Raw genomic sequence first — 20,840 nt, 5'->3', positions numbered from 1 at the left:
GATAATCAATGGATAATTTGCTGAAAAAACCCGTCTTACCCATCGTATTGGCCATCGTCGCGGGAATTTCACCGGCTCTATTTGCCGTAACGACTCTGTATTGGATATTCCTACCCATCCTATCACTAGGCTGGTTGTGGACGATCTATGCCGCTAAATCTTCGGCAAAAACCGATGAATCGAATTCACGACAAACGGATAACAACGAGGCTAATCGATTGCTCGAACGTTATATCAACGATCTGCAAGCCTGTGCCGCGCAAGAACTCAATACCTTTAACGAAGAATTGCAACAAGTCAAATCGGTCGTATCGGACGCGGTCGTGACTATGTCCGACAGCTTCAACGGCATGCACACACTTGCCTCTCGGCAAAATGAAACCATGCTATCGCTGATAAATAACCTGGGCGAATCGAGCGATAAACAAGAGTCGGACACCCTGAGTTTTAAGCAATTCGCCAAGGAAACCGATATCGTACTGACCGATTTTATCAACCATATTCTTGCGGTCAGCAAACAAAGCATCGAAATGGTCAATGTCGTCAACGATGTCGAATCGCACATGGAAGTCATCGGCAAATTATTGGCCGATGTTCAGGGTATTGCCGACCAAACCAACCTGTTGGCACTGAATGCGGCGATCGAGGCGGCAAGAGCTGGAGAAGCGGGGCGCGGTTTCGCGGTAGTCGCCGACGAAGTGCGTAAACTCTCTAAAAACTCGGATAAATTCAGCGAGGAAATCAAAACCGTCGTCAGCGATTCGAAAACCAATATCGGTCAAGCCAAGCGTATGATCGAGTCGATGGCATCGAAAGACATGACAACAACGATCCATTCAAAAGCCCATATCGATGAAATGATGACTGAGATTGCCAAACTCAATACTTTAATCGATCGGAAAGTCAAAGATGTTTCAGAGCTAACCCAACAGATAGAAAATAATGTCAACCATGCGGTCAGAGCCCTTCAATTTGAAGACATGACAAGGCAATTAATCGAATACATGCAAGCCAATACGCAGCATTTTCAGGCCTTGATTGATGAAATGCGCATCGGTTTTGAAATATTGACGTCGAGCGATCAAGAAAATATCGCTAATGAACTCAATCACGGCATCAAGCGACTCAACGATATGAAGCAACAATGGCACACAAAAACCCATAAGGCTGTTATGCAAGGCTCGATGAATGAAGGCGACATCGAATTATTTTAACCGAAAGCACTCAGTCAATTTTAACGATGGTCATATAGGAAACAAGCAATGGCATTAGAAATCATTCATCATCCGGAAAAAAAAGAATTGACCGTCCGCATTTCAGGGCGCTTCGATTTCAGCGTTCATCAAGACTTTAGAAAAGCAACCGAATGGGATCGAGATACCGTTAAAACCATCAATGTGGATTTAAGGCATACCGAATACATGGATAGCTCAGCATTAGGCATGCTGTTGATATTGAGAGATAAAATGAATAACGTTCCATCTGCTATTCGCTTACTGAATGCCAAACCGGAAGTCAAAAAAATCCTGGAAATTGCTAATTTCCAGAAATTGTTTACGTTAGTATAAAACCGATAACGCCTCATTAAATTGGATGCTTCTTCGATGACACACAATCAACTTGCTCCGGTTTCCGTATCTGCAAGAATTCTCATAGCATCCCTGAACCAAGCTTTTTCCGAAACCCTACAAAAAAATTTAGTTAATCAAGGATACCTTGTCTCTATTGCACACGAGCATAAAGAAGCCCTTAGTCTCATTGCCACGCAAGACCTCGATCTGATCGTCACCGCCCCATTGTTACCTCATCGCTCCGATAGTAGCGCCGACGAACCAATTATTTCGACATTAACACCGGCTATCGCGCAAGCAATCTTCATTGTTGAACCGGCCGGCTCGCAAGCGATACTGGATCGCTGCCTAAAAAACGATAACCAAAAGACTGACGCCCTGTCGTTCGATCCCGAATTTATCGAGAATCAAATAGCCAGACTGCTCCGCCATCGGCTCAGGCAAACAACAAATTCGCCTACCGAGCTTCGCAATTGCCAATGGGCCATCGCGATGCAATTTGATATCGAAGGATTACGCCTAATGAATCCGATTCCGGCTATTGTCGACGGATTAACGGACTTACAGGGATTGCAGGGATTGCAGGGACAACGAGAAATGATCTTCACTATTGTCAGCGAGTTATTTACCAATGCGCTGGACCATGGACTGCTCCGAATGGATTCCCTGCAAAAACAAACGCCCGAAGACTTTTTACATTTCTACGAGCTTCGCCAGGAACGGTTGAACAGCGCCACGTCCGGCACGATAGAAATAGCGATCGACTCTATTCCTAAATCGAACGGCGGCCAATTCATCGTTGACGTCCAAGATAGCGGTGAAGGATTCAATATTGACAACATCTTTTCCGATCTCGATAACAACCAAAGTTTTTTCGGCCGGGGTATTCAATTAGTCACGCAATTGTGCAGCACCATCGAATATAACCCTTGCGGCAATCGAGTCAAAGCAGTCTATGATTGGTATCATAAGAAAAAAAACCAAGGCAACTTATGTGCTTGATTATTCGATTTATACCCGTCGTAGATCAAAATTCGACGCCTGGGTGTCCGATCCCTCACCTAGCGTTAGGTGACACCCAGGCTTCCTCCATTGGCACTTCAAATTTCGGCAGTGACTAAGGAGGCGCCGGGGTGCTCGGCAAAGGCTTTGCCAGCATGGATGCTGGCATAGAGCCTACATGGATGTATTCACGGCGTCCTTTGACGGGCCCCCGGTGCCGAATTTTGATCTACGATGAGTATAAAACAACGAGTGTGCGACCATCGTAAAACAAAACCGATTTCTTTTTATTCCCAACACCATCAATCAGTTCAAGCGCCATGACCGATACAGTTCAACAAACCAAATCCCAATTCGTTGCCGTTGCATCCATTGCCGCGGAGTTGAGCGCAGTGATGGAAGTTGCGAAAGAAATCTCGCTGGCCGCCGCAAACGCCAAGGCTATCGCCTTTCGAGCAGGAGAAAAAGCCAGAGGATTTCAGCCAATCACCGATTTCATCAACGAATTGGCCAAGGAAACGATTACATTGGTCAATGCCATCAACGAACACGCCTTATTGCTTTACCGTTTGACCGTCAATGAATATCGGACTTCGACCGCATTCGACAAATTCCAAACCGCGACAAAAATGGCGGAAGGCGCACAGTATCAATCCTCACTGCAAACTTCGACCGAAGCTGTCGAACAACGAATGCTGGAGTGCCGAAAACAATTTAAGCGGCATGTCGGGCAATTGCTCGATCAATTACAAGAAGTCATGCATCCGGCCCGAGCCGCGCGCGTCATTGCCGCCAATTCCCGAATAGAAGCGTCGCAAGCGGGAGAATACCTACTTAGCTTACAGGCGGTTGCCGAAAGCGTCGATCGCGCCGCGCAAATCATTCACAATAACGTACAGCGCTGCCGCAGCGCATTAAATGTCATTAACATTACCGAATAGCCGCATAAAATTACCTGATTACTTAGAACATTCAGCCTATTTGATTTGGCTAAGGGTGCCCGCCTGGGTCCCGTTAGGCCGCGCCGAGCACTGACGATTTTGCCGAGAACAGCCCGCTAGGGGAGCGGCAGGGATGCCGCTCGTTTTCGGAGGGCTAAGGATAGCCCTTCCGAAAACCCTCGACAAAATCGTCAGCGCGCAGGATACAGCGGCCTCCGGGTGTCTGCTGACTCGCGCCATCCGGGCGCTCGCACTTCGTGCGCCTTTGGCGTCCCAATCCGCTCCCGGCGGATTGGTCTTTTGGATACTTTTCTTTGGACAAGCAAAGAAAAGTATCGCGGTTGTCGGTCCGCGAACCGACTACACATAAGCGTCGCGATAGCGACACAAAACCTTCTTCGGACTTCAATTAGACTGAAGCTTATACGTAATCAAGTAAAATTAAGGCGAGCAAACCATGAAGATGACCCAAATATACGAAGGAGCGCACCGCTGGATCATGTTCGGTCGGGATACCAATAAACCCGCCAACATTATCGATACCAATCAATATATTGTGCGAACGGCGAACCGTTGTTTATTAATGGACCCCGGCGGTATCGAACTGTTCGCACCGATGCTGGCAGCCGTCTTGCATCATGCGCCGGTCGAGGAAATCACCGACCTATTCGCATCGCATCAAGACCCCGACATCATTTCCTCGCTGGGTTTGTGGGACCAAGCCCTGCCGAAAGCCAAACTGCATGCCTCATCGCTTTGGGAAGGTTTCATCCGCCACTTCGGTTGCGAATCGATCGACTATGTCGGCATTCCCGATAACGGCGGCAAGATCAAGCTGGATTCTACCGAGCTGAAAATAATCCCGGCACATTACCTGCACTCATCGGCCAATTTTCATATTTACGATGCGGAAGCGAAAATCCTGATGTCCGGCGATGTCGGTGCGGCACTCGAAGCGTCCGGCGCGCCGATTTATGTCGATAATTTCGATAGCCACATCGATCACATGCGCTTCTTCCATCAACGTTGGATGCCATCGAATCAAGCTAAGAGAGACTGGATCGAGCGCGTTCGTAAACTCGATATCGAAATCATGGCGCCGCAACACGGGCGCATTTTTAAGGGCGATAACGTTAAACGCTTTTTGGATTGGTTCGAAGGATTGGAAGTCGGCATAGCCGTTTAAGCCGAAAATCCAATAGAATGTGCATCGCGCACCATTCCACGGCACCTAACCCGACGACAGGTCCCGACCCAGGTGCGCGATGCGCACCCTACACCAGACGCTTTATAGCCTTTGATCACCAACAATTTCCAAGATATTTTGAGATTAGGCAAAATGGCTTTTTTCGACAATCTAGGATATGGTTCAAAACAACTTCCCTTTTTAAATGTCGTATAAGTGTAAAAACCTAAATTCGGCAGTTTAATCATGAAGCACATGAAGATCATAAAGTCTTTCAACCGCTTATCCTAAAATATTGAATAACCTTTTAGGGAGCAAAAATGATTTACATATACAGAATAAACCATTGAACTCGCCTTCTTATTCTTCATGATCTTCATGGTGAAATGCTATCTAAGGTGAAGGAGGTTTCGGTTACTCGACAGACACACTCCACACCATTAAAAGTTGAGCCGTTTTTCAAAAGTATTTCTAAAACCAAGCCATGCAATCCCAATTTTCCGATGCCCTGCACGAATTGCGAGCTGAATTCATCGACCGACTGCCGGAACGAATCGGCGCTATTCGTTCGCAATTTCAGAAGATAGATGCTTCAGCATGGCGCTCCGAAGAAGCCGAAACCTTACATCGGCTGATTCATGGACTAAGCGGCTCGGCCGGTACATTCGGCATGCAGTCGCTCTCGGATGCCGCGCGCGATATAGAATTACGCTTATCGGATTTACTTCGATCCGGCAACACCACTATCGATACGGAATGGCAAGCCGTCGGCCTAGCGCTCGACAGGTTAAGCCGTCTCGCCAGCCTAGGGTTGCAAACCAACGCCCCCACTCTTTCTCCTCCGCCAACACCGAAACGCGCCAACCGCTCGCCTTTGATCGACTTGATTGAAGACGATGCAGGCCAAGCGCTACATTTGCAAAACGTTTTACAGCAAAACGGTTTTCGTACACGCATATTCTCCGAACCCTCGCAATTTCAAACCCTGTTCATGGAACCAAACGCTGAGCCACCGGCCGCCGTGATCATGGATCTGATATTCCCCGACGGGGACCTTGCAGGCGCGGAAGCCATCAGCAATCTCAATCTTGGCAAAGAATCCGAAATCCCGGTAATTATCGTCTCGGTACGCGACGATATCGCGGGACGCCTCGCCGCATTTCGCGCTGGCGCCTCCCGCTATCTTGTAAAACCGGTCAATTCGGAACGCATCGTCGATATATTGGATACGCTGACCGGACGCCTACCGTCCAAGTCTTACCGGGCATTATTAATAGACGACGACCCGCTAATGCTTAATGCCCACGCAGCCGTATTGCAAGCGGCCGGAATGGAAGTCAAAACCTCGACTCAACCACTCGACATATTGAACCTTCTGGACAATTTTTCGCCCGATGTTGCGGTTCTCGATGTTTACATGCCCGACGCCAGCGGTCCGGAACTGGCCGCTATCATACGCGAGCGCGACGAGTATCTGCATTTACCGATTCTATTTCTATCCGGCGAAACCGATATGACCCAACAATTGTTGGCGCTCAGCCTGGGCGGCGACGATTTTCTAGTAAAACCCGTGCAACCCCGGCATCTGGTCGCCGCCGTTTCGGCCAGGGCACGCCGGGCACGGCAAAACAGCGCATTGCGTCAACGCCTCGAAACCACATTGTACGAACGCGATCGAGAACATCTGGCGATCAATCATCACGCGATCGTCAGCATCGCCGACCGCTCCGGCAATATTACCTACGTCAACGACAGGTTTTGCCAAATCAGCGGCTACCGGCGTGAAGAGTTGATCGGACAAGATCATCGTATTGTCAAATCCGGCGAACATCCGCCCGAGTTTTATCAAGCCTTATGGCAAACCATCGCCGGCGGCCAGGTCTGGCAGGGCGAAATTTGCAACCGGTGCAAGGACGGTGGGCTTTATTGGGTCGAATCCACGATTACTCCCTTTCTCGGCAGCGATGGAAAACCTTATCAATATGTCTCGATCCGCACCGATATCAGTCATGTCAAAAAGTCCCTACAACAACTGAAATTACTGGAACGTGCGGTCGAATCAAGCACCAGTGGTATCGTAATCGCCGATGCCAACCAACCCGACACCCCTCTCATCTTTACCAATAAAGCGTTCGAGCGTATTACAGGCTACCCGCGCGAAGAAATATTAGGCAAAAACTGTCGATTTCTCAACAACAATGACCGCAATCAACCCGGACTGGATCTTGTGCGCTCGGCTTTATCAAAGGGCGAAAAAGTCGAAGGCGTATTACGCAATTACCGCAAAGACGGATCGATGTTTTGGAACGAGTTGCGTATTGCGCCGGTCCATGACGAACAAGGCAATCTGACGCATTTCATCGGTATTATCAAGGATGTTAGCGAACGCGTGCTCAGCAACGAAGCGCTAAAAAAAGGCGAGGAAAAACTTCGCGCGACGCTCGAATCCACCCAGGACGGCATTCTAGCCGTCGATGATACCGGCTCGATTCTTTTCGCTAACCGGCAATTTATCGATTTGTGGCGCATACCGGAAGAACTCGCTTTACCCGGCCAACCGGACCAGCAGCTACTGGATACTGTTGAGCATCAATTTGCCGACCCGCTCGAGTTCCGCAAGACTGTAAAAGACATTTATCGATTCGGCCAAGATTCGCAAGATATATTGGAGTTTGCGGACGGCAGAATAGTCGAGCGTCACTCGAAACCGCTCGTCTCGGAAGGAAAAATCGGCGGTCGGGTATGGAGCTTTCACGACATCACCGAAATCAAACGCGCCGAACGCGCCGTGGAATATCACAAAGAAAGACTGCGCCGAGGACAAATTTTCGCGAACATCGGCACCTGGGAATGGAATATCCAATCCGGCGATCTTTATTGGTCCGAACGCATCGCGCCGCTGTTCGGCTACCCGGACGGCAATTTAGAAACCTCCTATGAAAACTTCCTTAACGCGATACACCCCGACGACCGGCAAGTAGTCGTCGATGCCGTCGACGCCTGTCTGAAACGCAACGTTCCCTACAACATCGAACACCGCGTTATTTGGCCGGACGGCACCGAGCGCTGGCTACTCGAACGCGGAGCCGTGGTGCGCGACGATCAGGGCAGTCCCTCGCAAATGCTCGGTGTGGTACAAGACATCGATGACCGCAAACGTGCAGAACTCGCACTGGCCGAGCGCGAAAAGTATTTGCGCATCTTTCAGCATATTGTCGGCGCGGCTGTCGACGGCGTCATCACGATCGGCGCCAACGGTATTATCCGCTCCTTCAACCCGGCGGCATGCGCGACTTTCGGTTATCGGGAGCAAGATATCGTCGGCCGTAAGGTTAAAGTTCTGATACCGGAACCCTATCGATCTAAGTATGACGGTTATATAGAGCGTTACCTTGCGACAGGCCGAAGCAAAATCTTCAATCAACAACTTGAATTGGCTGGGCTCAGGGCAGATGGGAGCATTTTTCCACTCGAAATTGCCGTCAGCGAAATCAAATTGTCCGACGACTTGCTCTTTGTCGGTCTCACGCGAGACATTACCGAACGCAAACGAGCCGAACAGGAATTAATTACCGCCCGAGTCGCCGCAGACCGAGCCAGCCAGGCCAAATCCGACTTCCTTTCCAGCATGAGTCATGAACTGCGCACACCGATGAACGCGATTCTCGGTTTCGGCCAACTGATGCAATACGACGAAACCTTGAGCGATACACAAAAAGAGGATGTGGAGGAAATTCTCAAGGCCGGCAGGCACTTGCTCGATTTAATCAACGAAATATTGGATTTAGCCAAGATCGAGTCCGGCCGGATTTCGCTATCCATAGAACCCGTAAGGATCGCACCGATTATTGTGGAATGCATGAGCCTGGTATCCACACAAGCGGATAAACGCAAAATAAGCCTCCGCAACCATACGCACGAAGGCTTTTCAGTACAGGCCGATCAAACACGGCTCAAACAAACGCTACTCAATTTGATTTCCAATGCGATCAAATATAATCGCGAAGGCGGCTTAGTGACCATAGAGGCCCAGCCTAAAGACAGCGAATACATGTCAATACAAATAACCGATACCGGACGCGGTATTCCAAAGGAACGTTTGCATGAACTCTTTCAACCGTTCAACCGTCTCGACGCCGAATACAGCGCGATCGAAGGTACCGGCATCGGACTGACCATCTCTCGTCGTATCGTTGAAATGATGGGCGGTTCGATCGAGGTCGAAAGCGAAGTCGGCGTGGGCAGCCGTTTCATGATCACGCTTCCGGCGGCCTCAAGCCCGGCCTTATTGGAATCGCCTAAAACATCCGCAGCCATCGAGCCGCCGACATTCCAGAGTCGCTCGAGGCAACAGCTCGTGCTCTATATCGAAGACAATCCATCCAATATCCGGCTCGTCTCTCAAATACTCGAAAGACAACGGCACATTCGTCTGATTACTGCCCATACGCCGGAGCTGGGCATCGAATTAGCCCGAGCGCATCGCCCCGACCTCATTCTGCTCGACATCAACATGCCGAATTTGAACGGCTTTCAGGTATTATCCATATTTCAAAACGACCCTATCGTTAAGTCCGCACCGGTCGTCGCGATCACCGCCAATGCGATGCCACGCGATATCGAACGGGGCAAAGCGGCCGGGTTCGCCGACTATTTAACCAAGCCGTTGGACATCGCGCAATTCAACGGCATATTGGACGATTTGCTTAACCGCATTAAAAAGGACCGGAATTCATCATGAACGCGTGGAGCGAAACCTATCTTGGCCTGATCTTTCAAATTTACGGTTTGGCTTTTTTTTGCTTGGGCGCGGTAGTTTCCGTATTACCGAAACCAAACAACCCCTTGTTTGTTTTCCGGCATTTAAATTGGCTGGCGGGCTTCGGTTTTTCGCACGGCTTTCTGGAGCTCATCGAAGGGGAACGCATACACAACGATGCGAACTGGCTAACTATCGCAAGCGCTTTACTCTTAACCGGCTCATTTTGCGCGCTCTTGGAATTCGGACGGCGCGGATTGAATTCGATATCCACTGCAATACGCCTACCCGCATTACCGCTCTATGGCATGTTAACGGCCGTTAGCGCGGCTTTCGCCGTCAATTCAAACGACCCATTCTCGGGAATAGAGTTTAGTCTGCGCTATTTTGCCGGTGCTCCGGGAGCATTTTTGGCAAGTTTCATGCTATTGGCAAGCCGTCAAGATCCTGCTTACGGCGACAAAGCCGAAATAAACATTTGTTGGTTATTTGCCGGAGCCGCGGCATTCGCCGTTTACGGTTTCTTGACCTTATTCGTATCAAACGGTTTGTCTTTGCTGCCATGGCTACCGACCGCAAAACACTTTGCCGAAACCACAGGACTGCCGGTGCAATTGCCGAAAGCGCTATGCGCGATTTCGATTGCACTTTCGTTTGCGTGGTTGATACGTACGACCGGTCGATTGACTAACGATACGCTGTCGCGCGTGCTCGATACGCTCAACGGCTTCGTCTACCGCTGCCGCAACGACCGGGCTTGGACTCTGGATTTCATGACCGGCGGCGTCGAACAGCTTACCGGATATTCTCCAGAGGCCCTTCTACCGCCGAGAAGCCTAAATTATAACGAACTGATTCATGCAGACGACACCGAGCGCGTTTGGAACGAAGTTCAGGCCGCTATTAGCGAGCGCCGCGAATTTGAAATCGATTATCGAATTTTGACTCGAAACGGAGACATTCGTTGGGTCTGCGAATACGGAAAGGGCGTCTTCGGCGGAAACGGTAAGCTACTTTTTATCGAAGGTCGAATCACCGACGATACCGCTCGCCGGCAAGCCGAGGCCGGTTTGCATATCAAGAATGCCGCAGTCGACGCCTCGATCACACCGATCGCGATCGCGGGACCGGACGCCAAGCTTTCCTATGTTAACCCGGCTTTCGCCGAACTATGGCATTTACCGGACACTCGATCGGTCCTAGGCCGCTCGGCGCTCGAGTTCTGGAAAGATCACGACAAGGCGGAAGCGGTCATCGATAATCTGTCCGCCAAGGGCCAATGGCAAGGCGACTTAATCGCCAAACGCTTCGACGGTTCGACGGTTGAAGTACAGCTATCGGCCAGCATGGTAAACGACCAAGACGGCGCGCCTTTGTGCATGATGGCCTCGTTTCTCGACATCAGCGGCCGCAAACAGGCGGAAAAAGAACTCTTGCAGGAACGCGATTTTACTAACAGCTTGATCAACACCGCACCGGTCATCGTACTACTACTCGACCCGCAAGGATTCATTCTGCATGTCAACCGCTATTTCGAACAATTGACCGGCTATCGGTTTCATGAAGTGATCGGTAAAGAATGGTTCGCATCATTCTTACCGAAGCGCGACAGAGATCGAATTCGCCAAATATTCCGCCGTTCTGTTCATCAAGAACCGGCACAAGGCAACATCAACCCCATCGTTATTCGAAACGGCGAAGAACGGGACATCGAATGGCATTCCGAGATGATGCGCGATGCCAATGGAACGATTACGGGGTTACTCTGTACCGGCCAAGACGTAACCGAACGCCGGACGATACAACAACGCGCCGAGATGTTGCAGCTATTGGCGGATTCCTCGGCGCAGGGCATCGGCTGGGCGAATCTTACAGGCAAAGTCAATTATTTCAACCAAGCCCTGAGACGCCTGTTGGCAGTTCCGGAAAATGCCGATGTCGGCGATTATACATTTTTCGATTTCTATCAAGAAAATCAATTGATGGAATTGAAATCCCGGATTTTACCGGAAGTATTGCAAAACGAGTTCTGGACAGGCGAATTTGACATTACCGCCGTCGACGGACGCGTGATATCGACTATCCACAGCATTTTCTTAATCAAGGATAGCGACGACAACCCCATCGCTTTCGCCAATGTGATCACCGATCTCACCGAACGTAAACGCGCCGAAACGGAACTGAAACGGCTCAACCTCGAGCTCGAACAACGCGTGCTCGAGCGCACTGCGGAACTGGAACGACAAAGCCGCCGTAATGCGATGATCGTCGACGCCGCGATCGACGGCTTTTTCACCGCCGATCTACAAGGCAAAATCCGCGATTGCAACGATGCTTATTGCGTGATGCTCGGATACACCCGAGACGAACTGCTCGGTTTGCACATAGCCGACATCGAAGCTTTGGAAACCCCGAAACAACTCGAGGCTCATATCGCTCAAGTAATAGAGCTAGGCAGAGATCGATTCGACACCCGCCACCGCCGTTTTGACGGAACTTTGCTGGATGTGGAAGTTAATGTCACATTGAACGAGCTAGGCGGAGAGCGCCTGTTTTTCGCCTTTGTCAGCGACATTTCCGAACGCAAACGCTCCGAAACCATGCTGGTCGCAGCCCGCGAAGAAGCCGAGCGCGCCAATGCCGCTAAATCGGAATTTCTCTCGCGCATGAGCCATGAATTGCGCACGCCGCTCAACGCCATTCTCGGTTTCGGACAATTATTGGAAGCCGACACCGAACAAGCGTTGACCGACATCCAGGCCGACAACCTCCACGAAATACTCCAGGCCGGCAGCCATCTTTTGACGCTAATCAACGAAGTCTTGGACCTGAGCCGCATCGAAAGCGGTCGTATCGAGCTCGACCTCGATGTCATTGCTGTCGGCCCGATCCTCCAATCCTGCGTCAAACAGATCAAACCGCTTGCCGAACAACGCGGCATCGCAATCCGCTTTGAATCAATCGACAATTGTTCAGTTCTCGCCGACTCAACTCGACTCAAACAAGTGTTGCTGAATCTACTGTCCAATGCGGTTAAATACAACCGCGACGGCGGATGGATAGCCGTCGATTGTATCTACGCCGGCCCCGATAGACTTCGGATCGGTGTTAAAGACACCGGCTACGGCATATCCGCGGAATCGTTGCCCCGTCTGTTCAAGCCTTTCGAGCGCCTGGAATCGGCTTATCAGGATATCGAAGGTACCGGAATCGGTCTGGCGCTGGCGAAAAAACTGGTTGAATCCATGCATGGCAAGATCGGGGTAGACAGCACACCCGGCGAAGGCAGCCGATTTTGGTTCGAATTGCCGTCGGCCGTTTTGCTCGATACCGAAACCTCGACCGTTCCCGCTAAACCGTCGGCAATAGCCGCCTCGAAAAACATCCCTAACCGATGCAAACTGCTCTATGTCGAAGATAATCCGGCCAATTTGAGGCTGGTACAAAAAATTCTCGCTGCTCGCCAAAACATGGAATTGTTTACTGCCGTCAATGCAATGGACGGATTAGCCATCGCCGCACATGAACATCCGAATTTGATCCTGCTCGATATCAATTTACCGGATATAGACGGATTCGAAGCGCTGCGCCGTTTAAAGAGCAACCCCACCACCCGATACATTCCGGTGATCGCGGTTACCGCCAATGCCATGCGCCGCGATATCGAACGCGGCATAACGACCGGCTTTGCCGATTATCTGACGAAACCTTTCGATGTGCTAAAATTTCTTCAATGCATAGACCGTTTTAAACTCACCCCCGACGGAAATCCTCATGCCCCCTGATACTCTGAGCAACGAACGCATTCTGATCGTCGACGACGAACCGGCCAATCTCAAGCTATTGGACAGATTGCTCGGACAACAAGGATACCGAAATCGGATTTTAGTCGACGACCCGCGCCAAGTCGTCGATCGCTTCCGCGAAGCGCGAACCGATTTGATTCTACTCGACATCAATATGCCTTATCTGGACGGCTTCCAGGTAATGGAACGACTCATGGCATTGAACGATCCTTTGTTACCGCCGATCGTGATTTTGACCGCACAGCATGGTAAGGATTTTTTACTTCGCGCATTGACGGCCGGCGCGCGCGATTTCATCACCAAACCTTTCGACCGTAACGAATTATTGATGCGCGTGCATAATTTGCTGCAGGCGCATTTGGCGCACAGGCTTTTGCATGATCAAAAAACGGTGTTGGAAAACATGGTGAGGGCGCGCACCGAAGAACTATACCGAACACGCCTGCAAATCGTACAGCGCTTGGGTATGGCCTCCGAATACCGCGACGAGGAAACCGGCAGCCATATCTTACGCATGAGCCATATCTGTGCCCTACTCGCGCGCGCCATCGGTTGGAACGACGAACAATGCGACTTGATTCTAAATGCTAGCCCGATGCACGACATCGGCAAAATCGGTATTCCCGATTCGATACTGCTAAAACCGGGCAAATTCGAACCGCAGGAATGGGAAGTCATGAAAACGCATGCCGTCATCGGCGCGAAATTATTGGAAGGCGACGATTCGGATTTGCTACGCATGGCACGCGAAATCGCATTGACGCATCACGAAAAATGGGACGGCAGCGGTTATCCCAACGGTTTATCCGGCGAAAATATTCCGCAAGCCGGACGCATCGCGGCATTGGCCGACGTGTTCGACGCCTTGACTTCGGAACGGCCCTATAAAAAAGCCTGGACCGTCGAGGCGGCATGGAATTTAATCAAGGAAAATCGCGGCATACATTTCGACCCTGATCTGGTTGACATTTTCGAACAACAGTTTCCGGCCATCCTCGAAATCCGTGAACGTTTCGCGGAATCCTCAGCGCATTGATAAAGAAAAAGCCTCGCACCGAGATCGAGCGAGTAAAAGCCTTACACGCGCTCGGCATTCTCGATACCGGACCGGAAGAACGATTCGACCGGCTGACCCGCCTGGCTCGGCAATGCATTGGCGCGCCTATTGCGTTGATCGTTTTAGTCGACGAACATCGGCTATGGTTCAAGTCCTGCCTGGGGCTCGATATCACCGAAACGCCACGCGAACTCTCGTTTTGCGCGCATACCCTCCTCAAAAACGAAATCTTCGAAGTCCCGGATGCCCGGATCGATTCTCGTTTTAACGCACATCCACTAGTCACCGGCTCCAACAATATCCGCTTCTATGCAGGAGCACCGTTGTTGACCGAAGACGGCTTGGCTATCGGAACCTTTTGTATCATGAGCCGCGAGCCGAAACAGCTAACGCCCGAACAACGCAAAGTATTGAGCGACCTTAGCGCTTGCGCTCAAGAAATTGTGAGACTCGTCGCTCGATCTTTGCTGATTTGCCGTAACATTAGCGAAATAAAATCGGCGGAAGCGGCTCTCGAACGCCAAAAACATATAGCCGAGATCATTTCGCGCGCCCAATCTCAATTTATTCTCGAATCGAATCGTAGCCGGGCTTTCGACGAATTGTTGTCGGACATACTCAATCTCACCGGCAGCGAATACGGATTCATTGCCGAGATATTACATCACGTAGACGGAAGCCCCTACTTAAAGACTCGGGCGATTACCAACATCGCTTGGAACGACGAAACGCGCGCATTTTACGAGGCGAATGCGGCGCAAGGCATGGAGTTTTCCAACCTCAAGAATTTGTTCGGCGCCGTCATCACTTCGGGAAACCCCCTGATCGCCAACGATCCCGAGCATGACCCGAGACGCTGCGGGCTCCCTCCCGGCCATCCTCCGTTAAAAGCCTTTCTAGGCATTCCGGTTCATTACGACCGCAAGCTCGTCGCAATGATCGGCATTGCCAACCGCCCCGGCGGTTACGACCGCGAATGGCTGAAATTCCTGCACCCATTGCTGACGACGCTGGGTCAGTTAATCGAGGCCGCGCGCGTCAAACGTCTGCATGATCAAGATCAAGCCGAATTGACGCGCCTATCGCGCGTCGCCAGCCAAACCACCAACGGCGTCATCATCACCGACACCGAAGGGCGCGTGGAATGGATCAACGAAGGCTTCACCCGACTCTCAGGCTATCGGTTGGCGGAAATGCTCGGGCGCAAACCCGGCGATCTACTCCAGGGAGAAGCAACCAACCCAGAGGTCGCCGCTGAAATGCATCGAGCGTTGATAGAACGACAATCCTTCACTGTCGATGTCGTCAATTATCATAAATCCGGGCAAACCTATTGGGTGCGTATTCAATGCAACCCTCTCTACGATACGCAAGGCGCGTTACAAGGTTTCATGGCGATCGAGTCGGATATCAGCCGCGAAAAAAACGATGCCGAACGCATTTTGATCAGCCAACGCCGGCTAACGGCGATTATTGAAGGGACCCACATCGGCACCTGGGAATGGAACGTTCAAACCGGCCAAACCGTCTTCAACGAACGCTGGGCCGAAATCGTTGGCTATACCTTGAGCGAGCTCGAGCCGATTAGTATCGAAACCTGGCTTAAATTAACTCACCCCGACGATTTGCAGCAGTCCGAGCGCTTACTGCAACGCCATTTTGCCGGAGAGCTTAAATTCTATGACGCGCAATGCCGAATGCGGCATAAACAAGGTCATTGGGTATGGGTCCATGATCGCGGCCGCGTCGTTAACCGGACGAACGACGGCAAGCCTTTGATGATGTACGGCACGCATGCCGATATTTCCGAGCAAAAGATGGCCATGCAGGCTTTGAACGACAGCGAAACCAGGCTACGCGGTCTGTTCGAACTCTCACCGGTCGGTATCGCGCTCAACGATTACGCCACCGGCCGTTTCGTCGAGGTCAACAACGCCTTGTTGATGCCTACCGGATACAGCCGCGAAGAATTTTTGTCGCTCAGTTATTTTGAAATAACTCCTCAAGAATACGAAGCGAAAGAAAAACAGCAATCGGAAAGCATGAAGAACACCGGTCGCTACGGCCCCTTCGAAAAAGAATACATCAAGAAAAACGGCGACCGATATCCGGTTTTGCTGAACGGCATGGTCGTCGAAGACTTGTCGGGCAGGAAAATGATTTGGTCGATTATCGAAGACATCTCCGAACGCAAACGCAACGATCGAATGAAGAACGAATTCATCTCGACCGTGAGTCACGAATTGCGCACGCCATTGACCGCAATAGCCGGGTCGCTCGGATTGCTGGCTGGAGGCGCCTTGGGCGAACTCCCCGGCAACGTTGATGAAATCGTAGCGATTGCTTACAAAAACAGTCGACGCTTGTCCTTGCTAATTAACGATTTGCTCGACATGGAAAAATTGATCGCCGGCAAATTAAATTTCGATCTTCGCCCGCAAACACTGATGCCTCTGGTCGAACAAGCTCTCGATGATAATCAAACCTATGCGGACCAATTCGGCGTTATCCTAAGAATAACGCAACGCGATGATGCCTTGCATGTCGATGTCGATGCCCAGCGCCTTCAACAAATATTCGCCAATTTGTTATCGAACGCGGCCAAGTTTTCACCGAAAGGCGGAACCGTGGATATCGCCGTTCTAAGTACCGGCAATCTGGCTAGAATCGAAGTCAGCGACCGAGGCCCCGGTATACCGGCGACATTCCGCAAACACATCTTCCAAAAATTCGCTCAAGCCGACGCCTCCGATTCCCGAAAAAAAGGTGGGACAGGGCTCGGACTGGCGATTACCAAAGAATTGGTCGAACGCATGGGCGGAAGCATCGGATTCGAATCCGAACCGGATAAAGCCACGACTTTTTTTATTACCTTACCGATTATCGCCAACGATTCATCAAAAATAGCATCATGATTTCGATCAATCGTAACACCCTTGCGCTTTCTGCGATTTTCGCTCTTCTGGCCTGGATCGGCAACTGGCTGAATATGCCACTTTTTTACGGCGTCGATTTCATTTTCGGGTCCATCGCGGCAATGCTTGCGGCGGCTTTGCTCGGCCCGACCGCTGCAACAGTCATTGCCGCGACCGGAGGTCTTTATACCTTGGCGCTCTGGAATCAACCCTACGCTCTGATCACTTTTACCGCCGAAGCATTGACCGTGGCATTGCTTTATCGCCGCGGACTGCGTAATTTAATCCTAGCCGATCTCGTGTTCTGGTTTTTTCTAGGCCTGCCGTTGATCTTATTGTTTTATCACCGCATTATCGGCATGGAATGGCAATCGACGCTATTGGTTGCGCTTAAACAACCGTTGAACGGACTGTTCAACGCCTTGGTTGCCGGTATTATTCTACTCGCCGTTCAGACAGCATTCCGGCCTACAATGCTAACCGGTCGGTTTAAGCCATCGTTATTCGAATTGTTATTTCATGTCTTGTTATGCTCGATACTCTTGGCCGGCGCCATACCGATTATTGTCGAAAGCAACGCCCAGCGAAATCGCCATGAAGCGTTCATGCTCGAACGGTTGGAACTAATCACGCAACGGGTCGCCGCCGATATCGCTTCCGTGCCTGACGCCGGGATTAAAACCCGGCAAACCGATCTGGCTCGAGCACAACTATCGCCGCAAACGAGCCTGGCCTTGTTAGACCACGATGGACGCATATTAATAAAGCAGGGTCGATTAACCGCCATCGACAAGCAAGCCGGCGAAACCAGACAGCTCAACGAAGGTCTGTCCATCTGGCTGCCATATGGCGAATTGGCCGCCATGGATCGATGGAAACGAGGGCGTTACCTAACCAGCGTACCCGTTACCAGGGCTTCGGATGTCGCTCGAGTGTATATCGAACAAGATGCCGAATCCTTGGTGCTTGATTTCGAAAAAGGCCGCCTACCGCTGTTTTTGTCATTAGCGGTGCTGCTATTGTCGAGCATTATCGTTTCCTACTTACTAAGCCGCTGGCTGACGCATTCGCTGCGCAATCTCGAGGCCGCCAGCTTCGGTTTGGCCGATGCCATCGGCAACGGTCTCAAACCGAATCTGCCGGCCAGTCCCATCATGGAATACGACAACCTGAGCAAGGCGTTGAATCAGATGGCGCAACGCTTGACGGACAGTTTTAACGAGCAATCCGGAATCCTCGCGAACCTTGAACAACAAATTCAAGCCAGAACGGCCGATTTAAAAAAGAATCGCGACCAATATCAGTCGTTGGTTAGCAACATTCCCGGCATCGTTTACCGCTGCAAATTGGACGAGAATTGGACAATGCTCTATATGAGCGCCATCGTCGACAGCATGAGCGGCTACCCGGCCAGCGACTTTATCGGCAACTCGGTGCGCAGTTACGCCAGCATCATCCACCCCGACGACACCGAACCGGTGGAGCGGTCGGTTTATGAGGCCGTTGCATCCGGAACCGGATGGGAATTGGAATACCGAATCCTTCATAAAGGCGGAACGATCCGCTGGGCTTACGAGAAAGGAACGGCTATTGCCAACCCTTCCGGCAATATCGATTATCTCGACGGTTTCGTTCTCGACATCACCGACCGTAAACAAGCCGAAGCCGCGCTTCGTGAAAGCGAAGAAAAACAACGCCATATAACCGAAAACATCAGAGAAGTATTTTGGCTCCGCAATGCGGATAACGACCGTTTGATTTACATCAACCCGGTCTACGAAAAGATATGGGGCAGAAGCTGCCAAAGCTTATACGACAACCCAAACTCATTCGCCGAATCCATCATTGAAGACGACAAACCGGTTTTTTTCCAAAAAATGAACCAATACCGGCACAGCGGCCAGTTCGATTTGGAATACCGTATCACGAAACCGAACGGCAATATCCGTTGGGTACACGCACAGTCCTTTCCTGTTAAAGACAGTAACGGACAAATTATCCGGCATGCCGGACGTGCCGTGGATATCACTGAGAGCAAAGCTGCCGAAAGCGAGCGCAAACGCGTGACTCATTTGCTGACTAACGTATTAAATGCAGCCTCGGAAATGTCAATTATCGCTACCGATATAGAAGGCATCATCACGACTTTTAATCCGGGAGCCGAACGCATGCTGGGTTTTTCCTCGGCAGAAGTCATCGGCAAAAAAACGCCCGCGCTGTTTCATAAGGCTGAAGAAGTCTTGGCACGCGGCCTGGAATTAAGCCAGGAATTCGGTCGCCCGGTGGAAGGATTTCGAGTCTTTACCGAAAAACCCGAACATGAGGGCTCGGAAAATCGCGAGTGGACTTATATCCGCAAAGATGGCCGGCACATTCCGGTATCGCTTGTCGTCACAACTATGCGTAGCGATAAGGGCGGCATTACCGGATTTCTCGGCATTGCTCAAAACATCGCCGAACGCAAACATGCCGAAGCCGCACTCAAGGAACAAAGCCGGCACACCAAAGCCATTCTCGATACTATTGTGGACGGTATTATCACGATTGATCGAACCGGTAAAATCGGGTCTTTCAATCCTGCCGCAGAGAAAATTTTCGGCTATGAAGCCGCCGAGATTGCCGGCCGTAATATCAAAATATTGATGCCGAATCCGCACCGCGACGCCCACGATAGTTATTTACGCAATCACCAATCGACAGGCATCGCCCGAATCATCGGTATCGGAAGAGAAGTCGAGGGCCTTCGAAAAAACGGCGAGCTATTCCCAATGGAACTGGCCATTTCCGAAATCACTCTTCAGGATCAGGCCATGTATGTCGGCATGGTAAGAGACATTACCGAGCGCAAGCGAGTCGACCGCATGAAAAACGAATTCGTTGCTACCGTTAGTCATGAACTGCGCACACCGCTTACGTCGATATCCGGCGCCTTAGGCTTGCTGAATGGCGGTGTTCTGGGCGAATTACCCAAGCCTGTGTTTGAGATAATAAGCATTGCCTATAATAATAGCCGGCGCTTGGCCATCCTGATCGACGATTTGCTCGACATGGAGAAAATCGCAGGCGGCAAGCTCCAATTCAATATGAAAAAGCAAGCCTTGATGCCGTTAATCGAACAAACAATCGATGCCAATCGAACCTATGGCATCGGGCGTCGAGTATCGTTGATACTGACCGGTGAAAGACCGAAGGGCGATATCCATGTGGATGTGCAACGACTGCAACAAGTATTATCGAACTTATTGTCCAACGCGGTTAAATTTTCTCCCGATGGTGGCGACGTAAAAATTAATGTAAAACAAATTAACGAATCCATACGAATAACGGTCTCCGACCGAGGCCCCGGTATTCCGGACGGCTTCCGCGATCGTGTTTTTCAGAAATTCGCCCAAGCCGATGCTTCGGACACACGAAAAAAAGGCGGCACCGGATTGGGCCTGGCCATTTCCAAAGAATTGATCGAACGCATGGGAGGTCGAATCGGTTTCGAGTCTATCGAAGGCGAAGGTGCGAGTTTCTATTTCGAATTGCCGATACGAAAAGTGTAAAATTCCCGTTTACGATTGAACAAACGTATAAAATCAAAACGCCTTCGCTATACAT

General features: G+C 50.7%; 11 protein-coding genes. All 11 read left to right on the top strand.

The genetic code is table 11. The features are described 5' to 3' along the window. The first annotated feature begins 8 nt into the window (after positions 1–8). The 11 genes from ACINK7_RS05615 to ACINK7_RS05565 all read left to right on the top strand — a co-directional run bounded on the left by ACINK7_RS05615 (position 9) and on the right by ACINK7_RS05565 (position 20,785). Complete coding sequence (locus ACINK7_RS05615) at positions 9–1,214, top strand: methyl-accepting chemotaxis protein (RefSeq protein ID WP_404360332.1); 1,206 nt, start codon at positions 9–11, stop codon at positions 1,212–1,214. A 48-nt stretch (positions 1,215–1,262) separates the two neighbouring features. Beyond that, the gene (locus ACINK7_RS05610; protein ID WP_404360331.1) at positions 1,263–1,568 is read left to right on the top strand and encodes an STAS domain-containing protein; all 306 of its coding nucleotides are present in this window, start codon (positions 1,263–1,265) and stop codon (positions 1,566–1,568) included. A 36-nt stretch (positions 1,569–1,604) separates the two neighbouring features. Then, positions 1,605–2,573 carry a hypothetical protein gene (locus ACINK7_RS05605; protein WP_404360330.1) on the top strand — a complete coding sequence of 323 codons (969 nt, stop codon included), beginning with the start codon at positions 1,605–1,607 and terminating at the stop codon, positions 2,571–2,573. 320 nt (positions 2,574–2,893) lie between these two features. After that, entirely contained in the window at positions 2,894–3,514 is a 621-nt protein-coding gene (locus tag ACINK7_RS05600; protein ID WP_404360328.1) for a chemotaxis protein, read from the top strand. 133 nt (positions 3,515–3,647) lie between these two features. After that, positions 3,648–3,884, top strand: coding sequence for a hypothetical protein (locus ACINK7_RS05595; RefSeq protein ID WP_404360326.1), 237 nt, complete (start codon positions 3,648–3,650; stop codon positions 3,882–3,884). An 87-nt stretch (positions 3,885–3,971) separates the two neighbouring features. Then, the gene (locus ACINK7_RS05590) at positions 3,972–4,700 is read left to right on the top strand and encodes an MBL fold metallo-hydrolase (RefSeq protein WP_404360324.1); all 729 of its coding nucleotides are present in this window, start codon (positions 3,972–3,974) and stop codon (positions 4,698–4,700) included. Between the two features lie 484 nt (positions 4,701–5,184). Then, a complete protein-coding gene (locus ACINK7_RS05585) occupies positions 5,185–9,441 on the top strand; it encodes a PAS domain S-box protein (protein WP_404360322.1) in 4,257 nt (1,418 codons plus the stop codon). After that, complete coding sequence (locus tag ACINK7_RS05580) at positions 9,438–13,244, top strand: PAS domain S-box protein (protein ID WP_404360320.1); 3,807 nt, start codon at positions 9,438–9,440, stop codon at positions 13,242–13,244. The genes ACINK7_RS05585 and ACINK7_RS05580 overlap by 4 nt, the downstream gene beginning before the upstream one ends. Next, positions 13,234–14,301 (top strand): HD-GYP domain-containing protein, encoded by a 1,068-nt coding sequence (locus tag ACINK7_RS05575; RefSeq protein WP_404360318.1) that lies wholly within the window; start codon positions 13,234–13,236, stop codon positions 14,299–14,301. Before ACINK7_RS05580 ends, ACINK7_RS05575 begins: the two co-directional genes overlap by 11 nt. Next, the gene (locus ACINK7_RS05570; protein WP_404360316.1) at positions 14,298–17,237 is read left to right on the top strand and encodes a PAS domain S-box protein; all 2,940 of its coding nucleotides are present in this window, start codon (positions 14,298–14,300) and stop codon (positions 17,235–17,237) included. Before ACINK7_RS05575 ends, ACINK7_RS05570 begins: the two co-directional genes overlap by 4 nt. Next, a complete protein-coding gene (locus ACINK7_RS05565; protein ID WP_404360314.1) occupies positions 17,234–20,785 on the top strand; it encodes a PAS domain S-box protein in 3,552 nt (1,183 codons plus the stop codon). Before ACINK7_RS05570 ends, ACINK7_RS05565 begins: the two co-directional genes overlap by 4 nt. Positions 20,786–20,840 lie beyond the last annotated feature (55 nt).

Origin of the sequence: Methylotuvimicrobium sp. KM1 (assembly GCF_044788715.1) — a bacterium.
Classification (GTDB): domain Bacteria; phylum Pseudomonadota; class Gammaproteobacteria; order Methylococcales; family Methylomonadaceae; genus Methylotuvimicrobium.
The sequence above is the reverse complement of the archived record's forward strand: the minus strand, read 5'-3'. Positions and strand labels throughout refer to the sequence as shown.

Coding starts and splice junctions, on each gene's coding strand:
- ACINK7_RS05615 (WP_404360332.1), top strand. CDS start 9: ATGGATAATTTGCTGAAAAAACCCGTCTTACCCATCGTATTGGCCATC.
- ACINK7_RS05610 (WP_404360331.1), top strand. CDS start 1,263: ATGGCATTAGAAATCATTCATCATCCGGAAAAAAAAGAATTGACCGTC.
- ACINK7_RS05605 (WP_404360330.1), top strand. CDS start 1,605: ATGACACACAATCAACTTGCTCCGGTTTCCGTATCTGCAAGAATTCTC.
- ACINK7_RS05600 (WP_404360328.1), top strand. CDS start 2,894: ATGACCGATACAGTTCAACAAACCAAATCCCAATTCGTTGCCGTTGCA.
- ACINK7_RS05595 (WP_404360326.1), top strand. CDS start 3,648: ATGCCGCTCGTTTTCGGAGGGCTAAGGATAGCCCTTCCGAAAACCCTC.
- ACINK7_RS05590 (WP_404360324.1), top strand. CDS start 3,972: ATGAAGATGACCCAAATATACGAAGGAGCGCACCGCTGGATCATGTTC.
- ACINK7_RS05585 (WP_404360322.1), top strand. CDS start 5,185: ATGCAATCCCAATTTTCCGATGCCCTGCACGAATTGCGAGCTGAATTC.
- ACINK7_RS05580 (WP_404360320.1), top strand. CDS start 9,438: ATGAACGCGTGGAGCGAAACCTATCTTGGCCTGATCTTTCAAATTTAC.
- ACINK7_RS05575 (WP_404360318.1), top strand. CDS start 13,234: ATGCCCCCTGATACTCTGAGCAACGAACGCATTCTGATCGTCGACGAC.
- ACINK7_RS05565 (WP_404360314.1), top strand. CDS start 17,234: ATGATTTCGATCAATCGTAACACCCTTGCGCTTTCTGCGATTTTCGCT.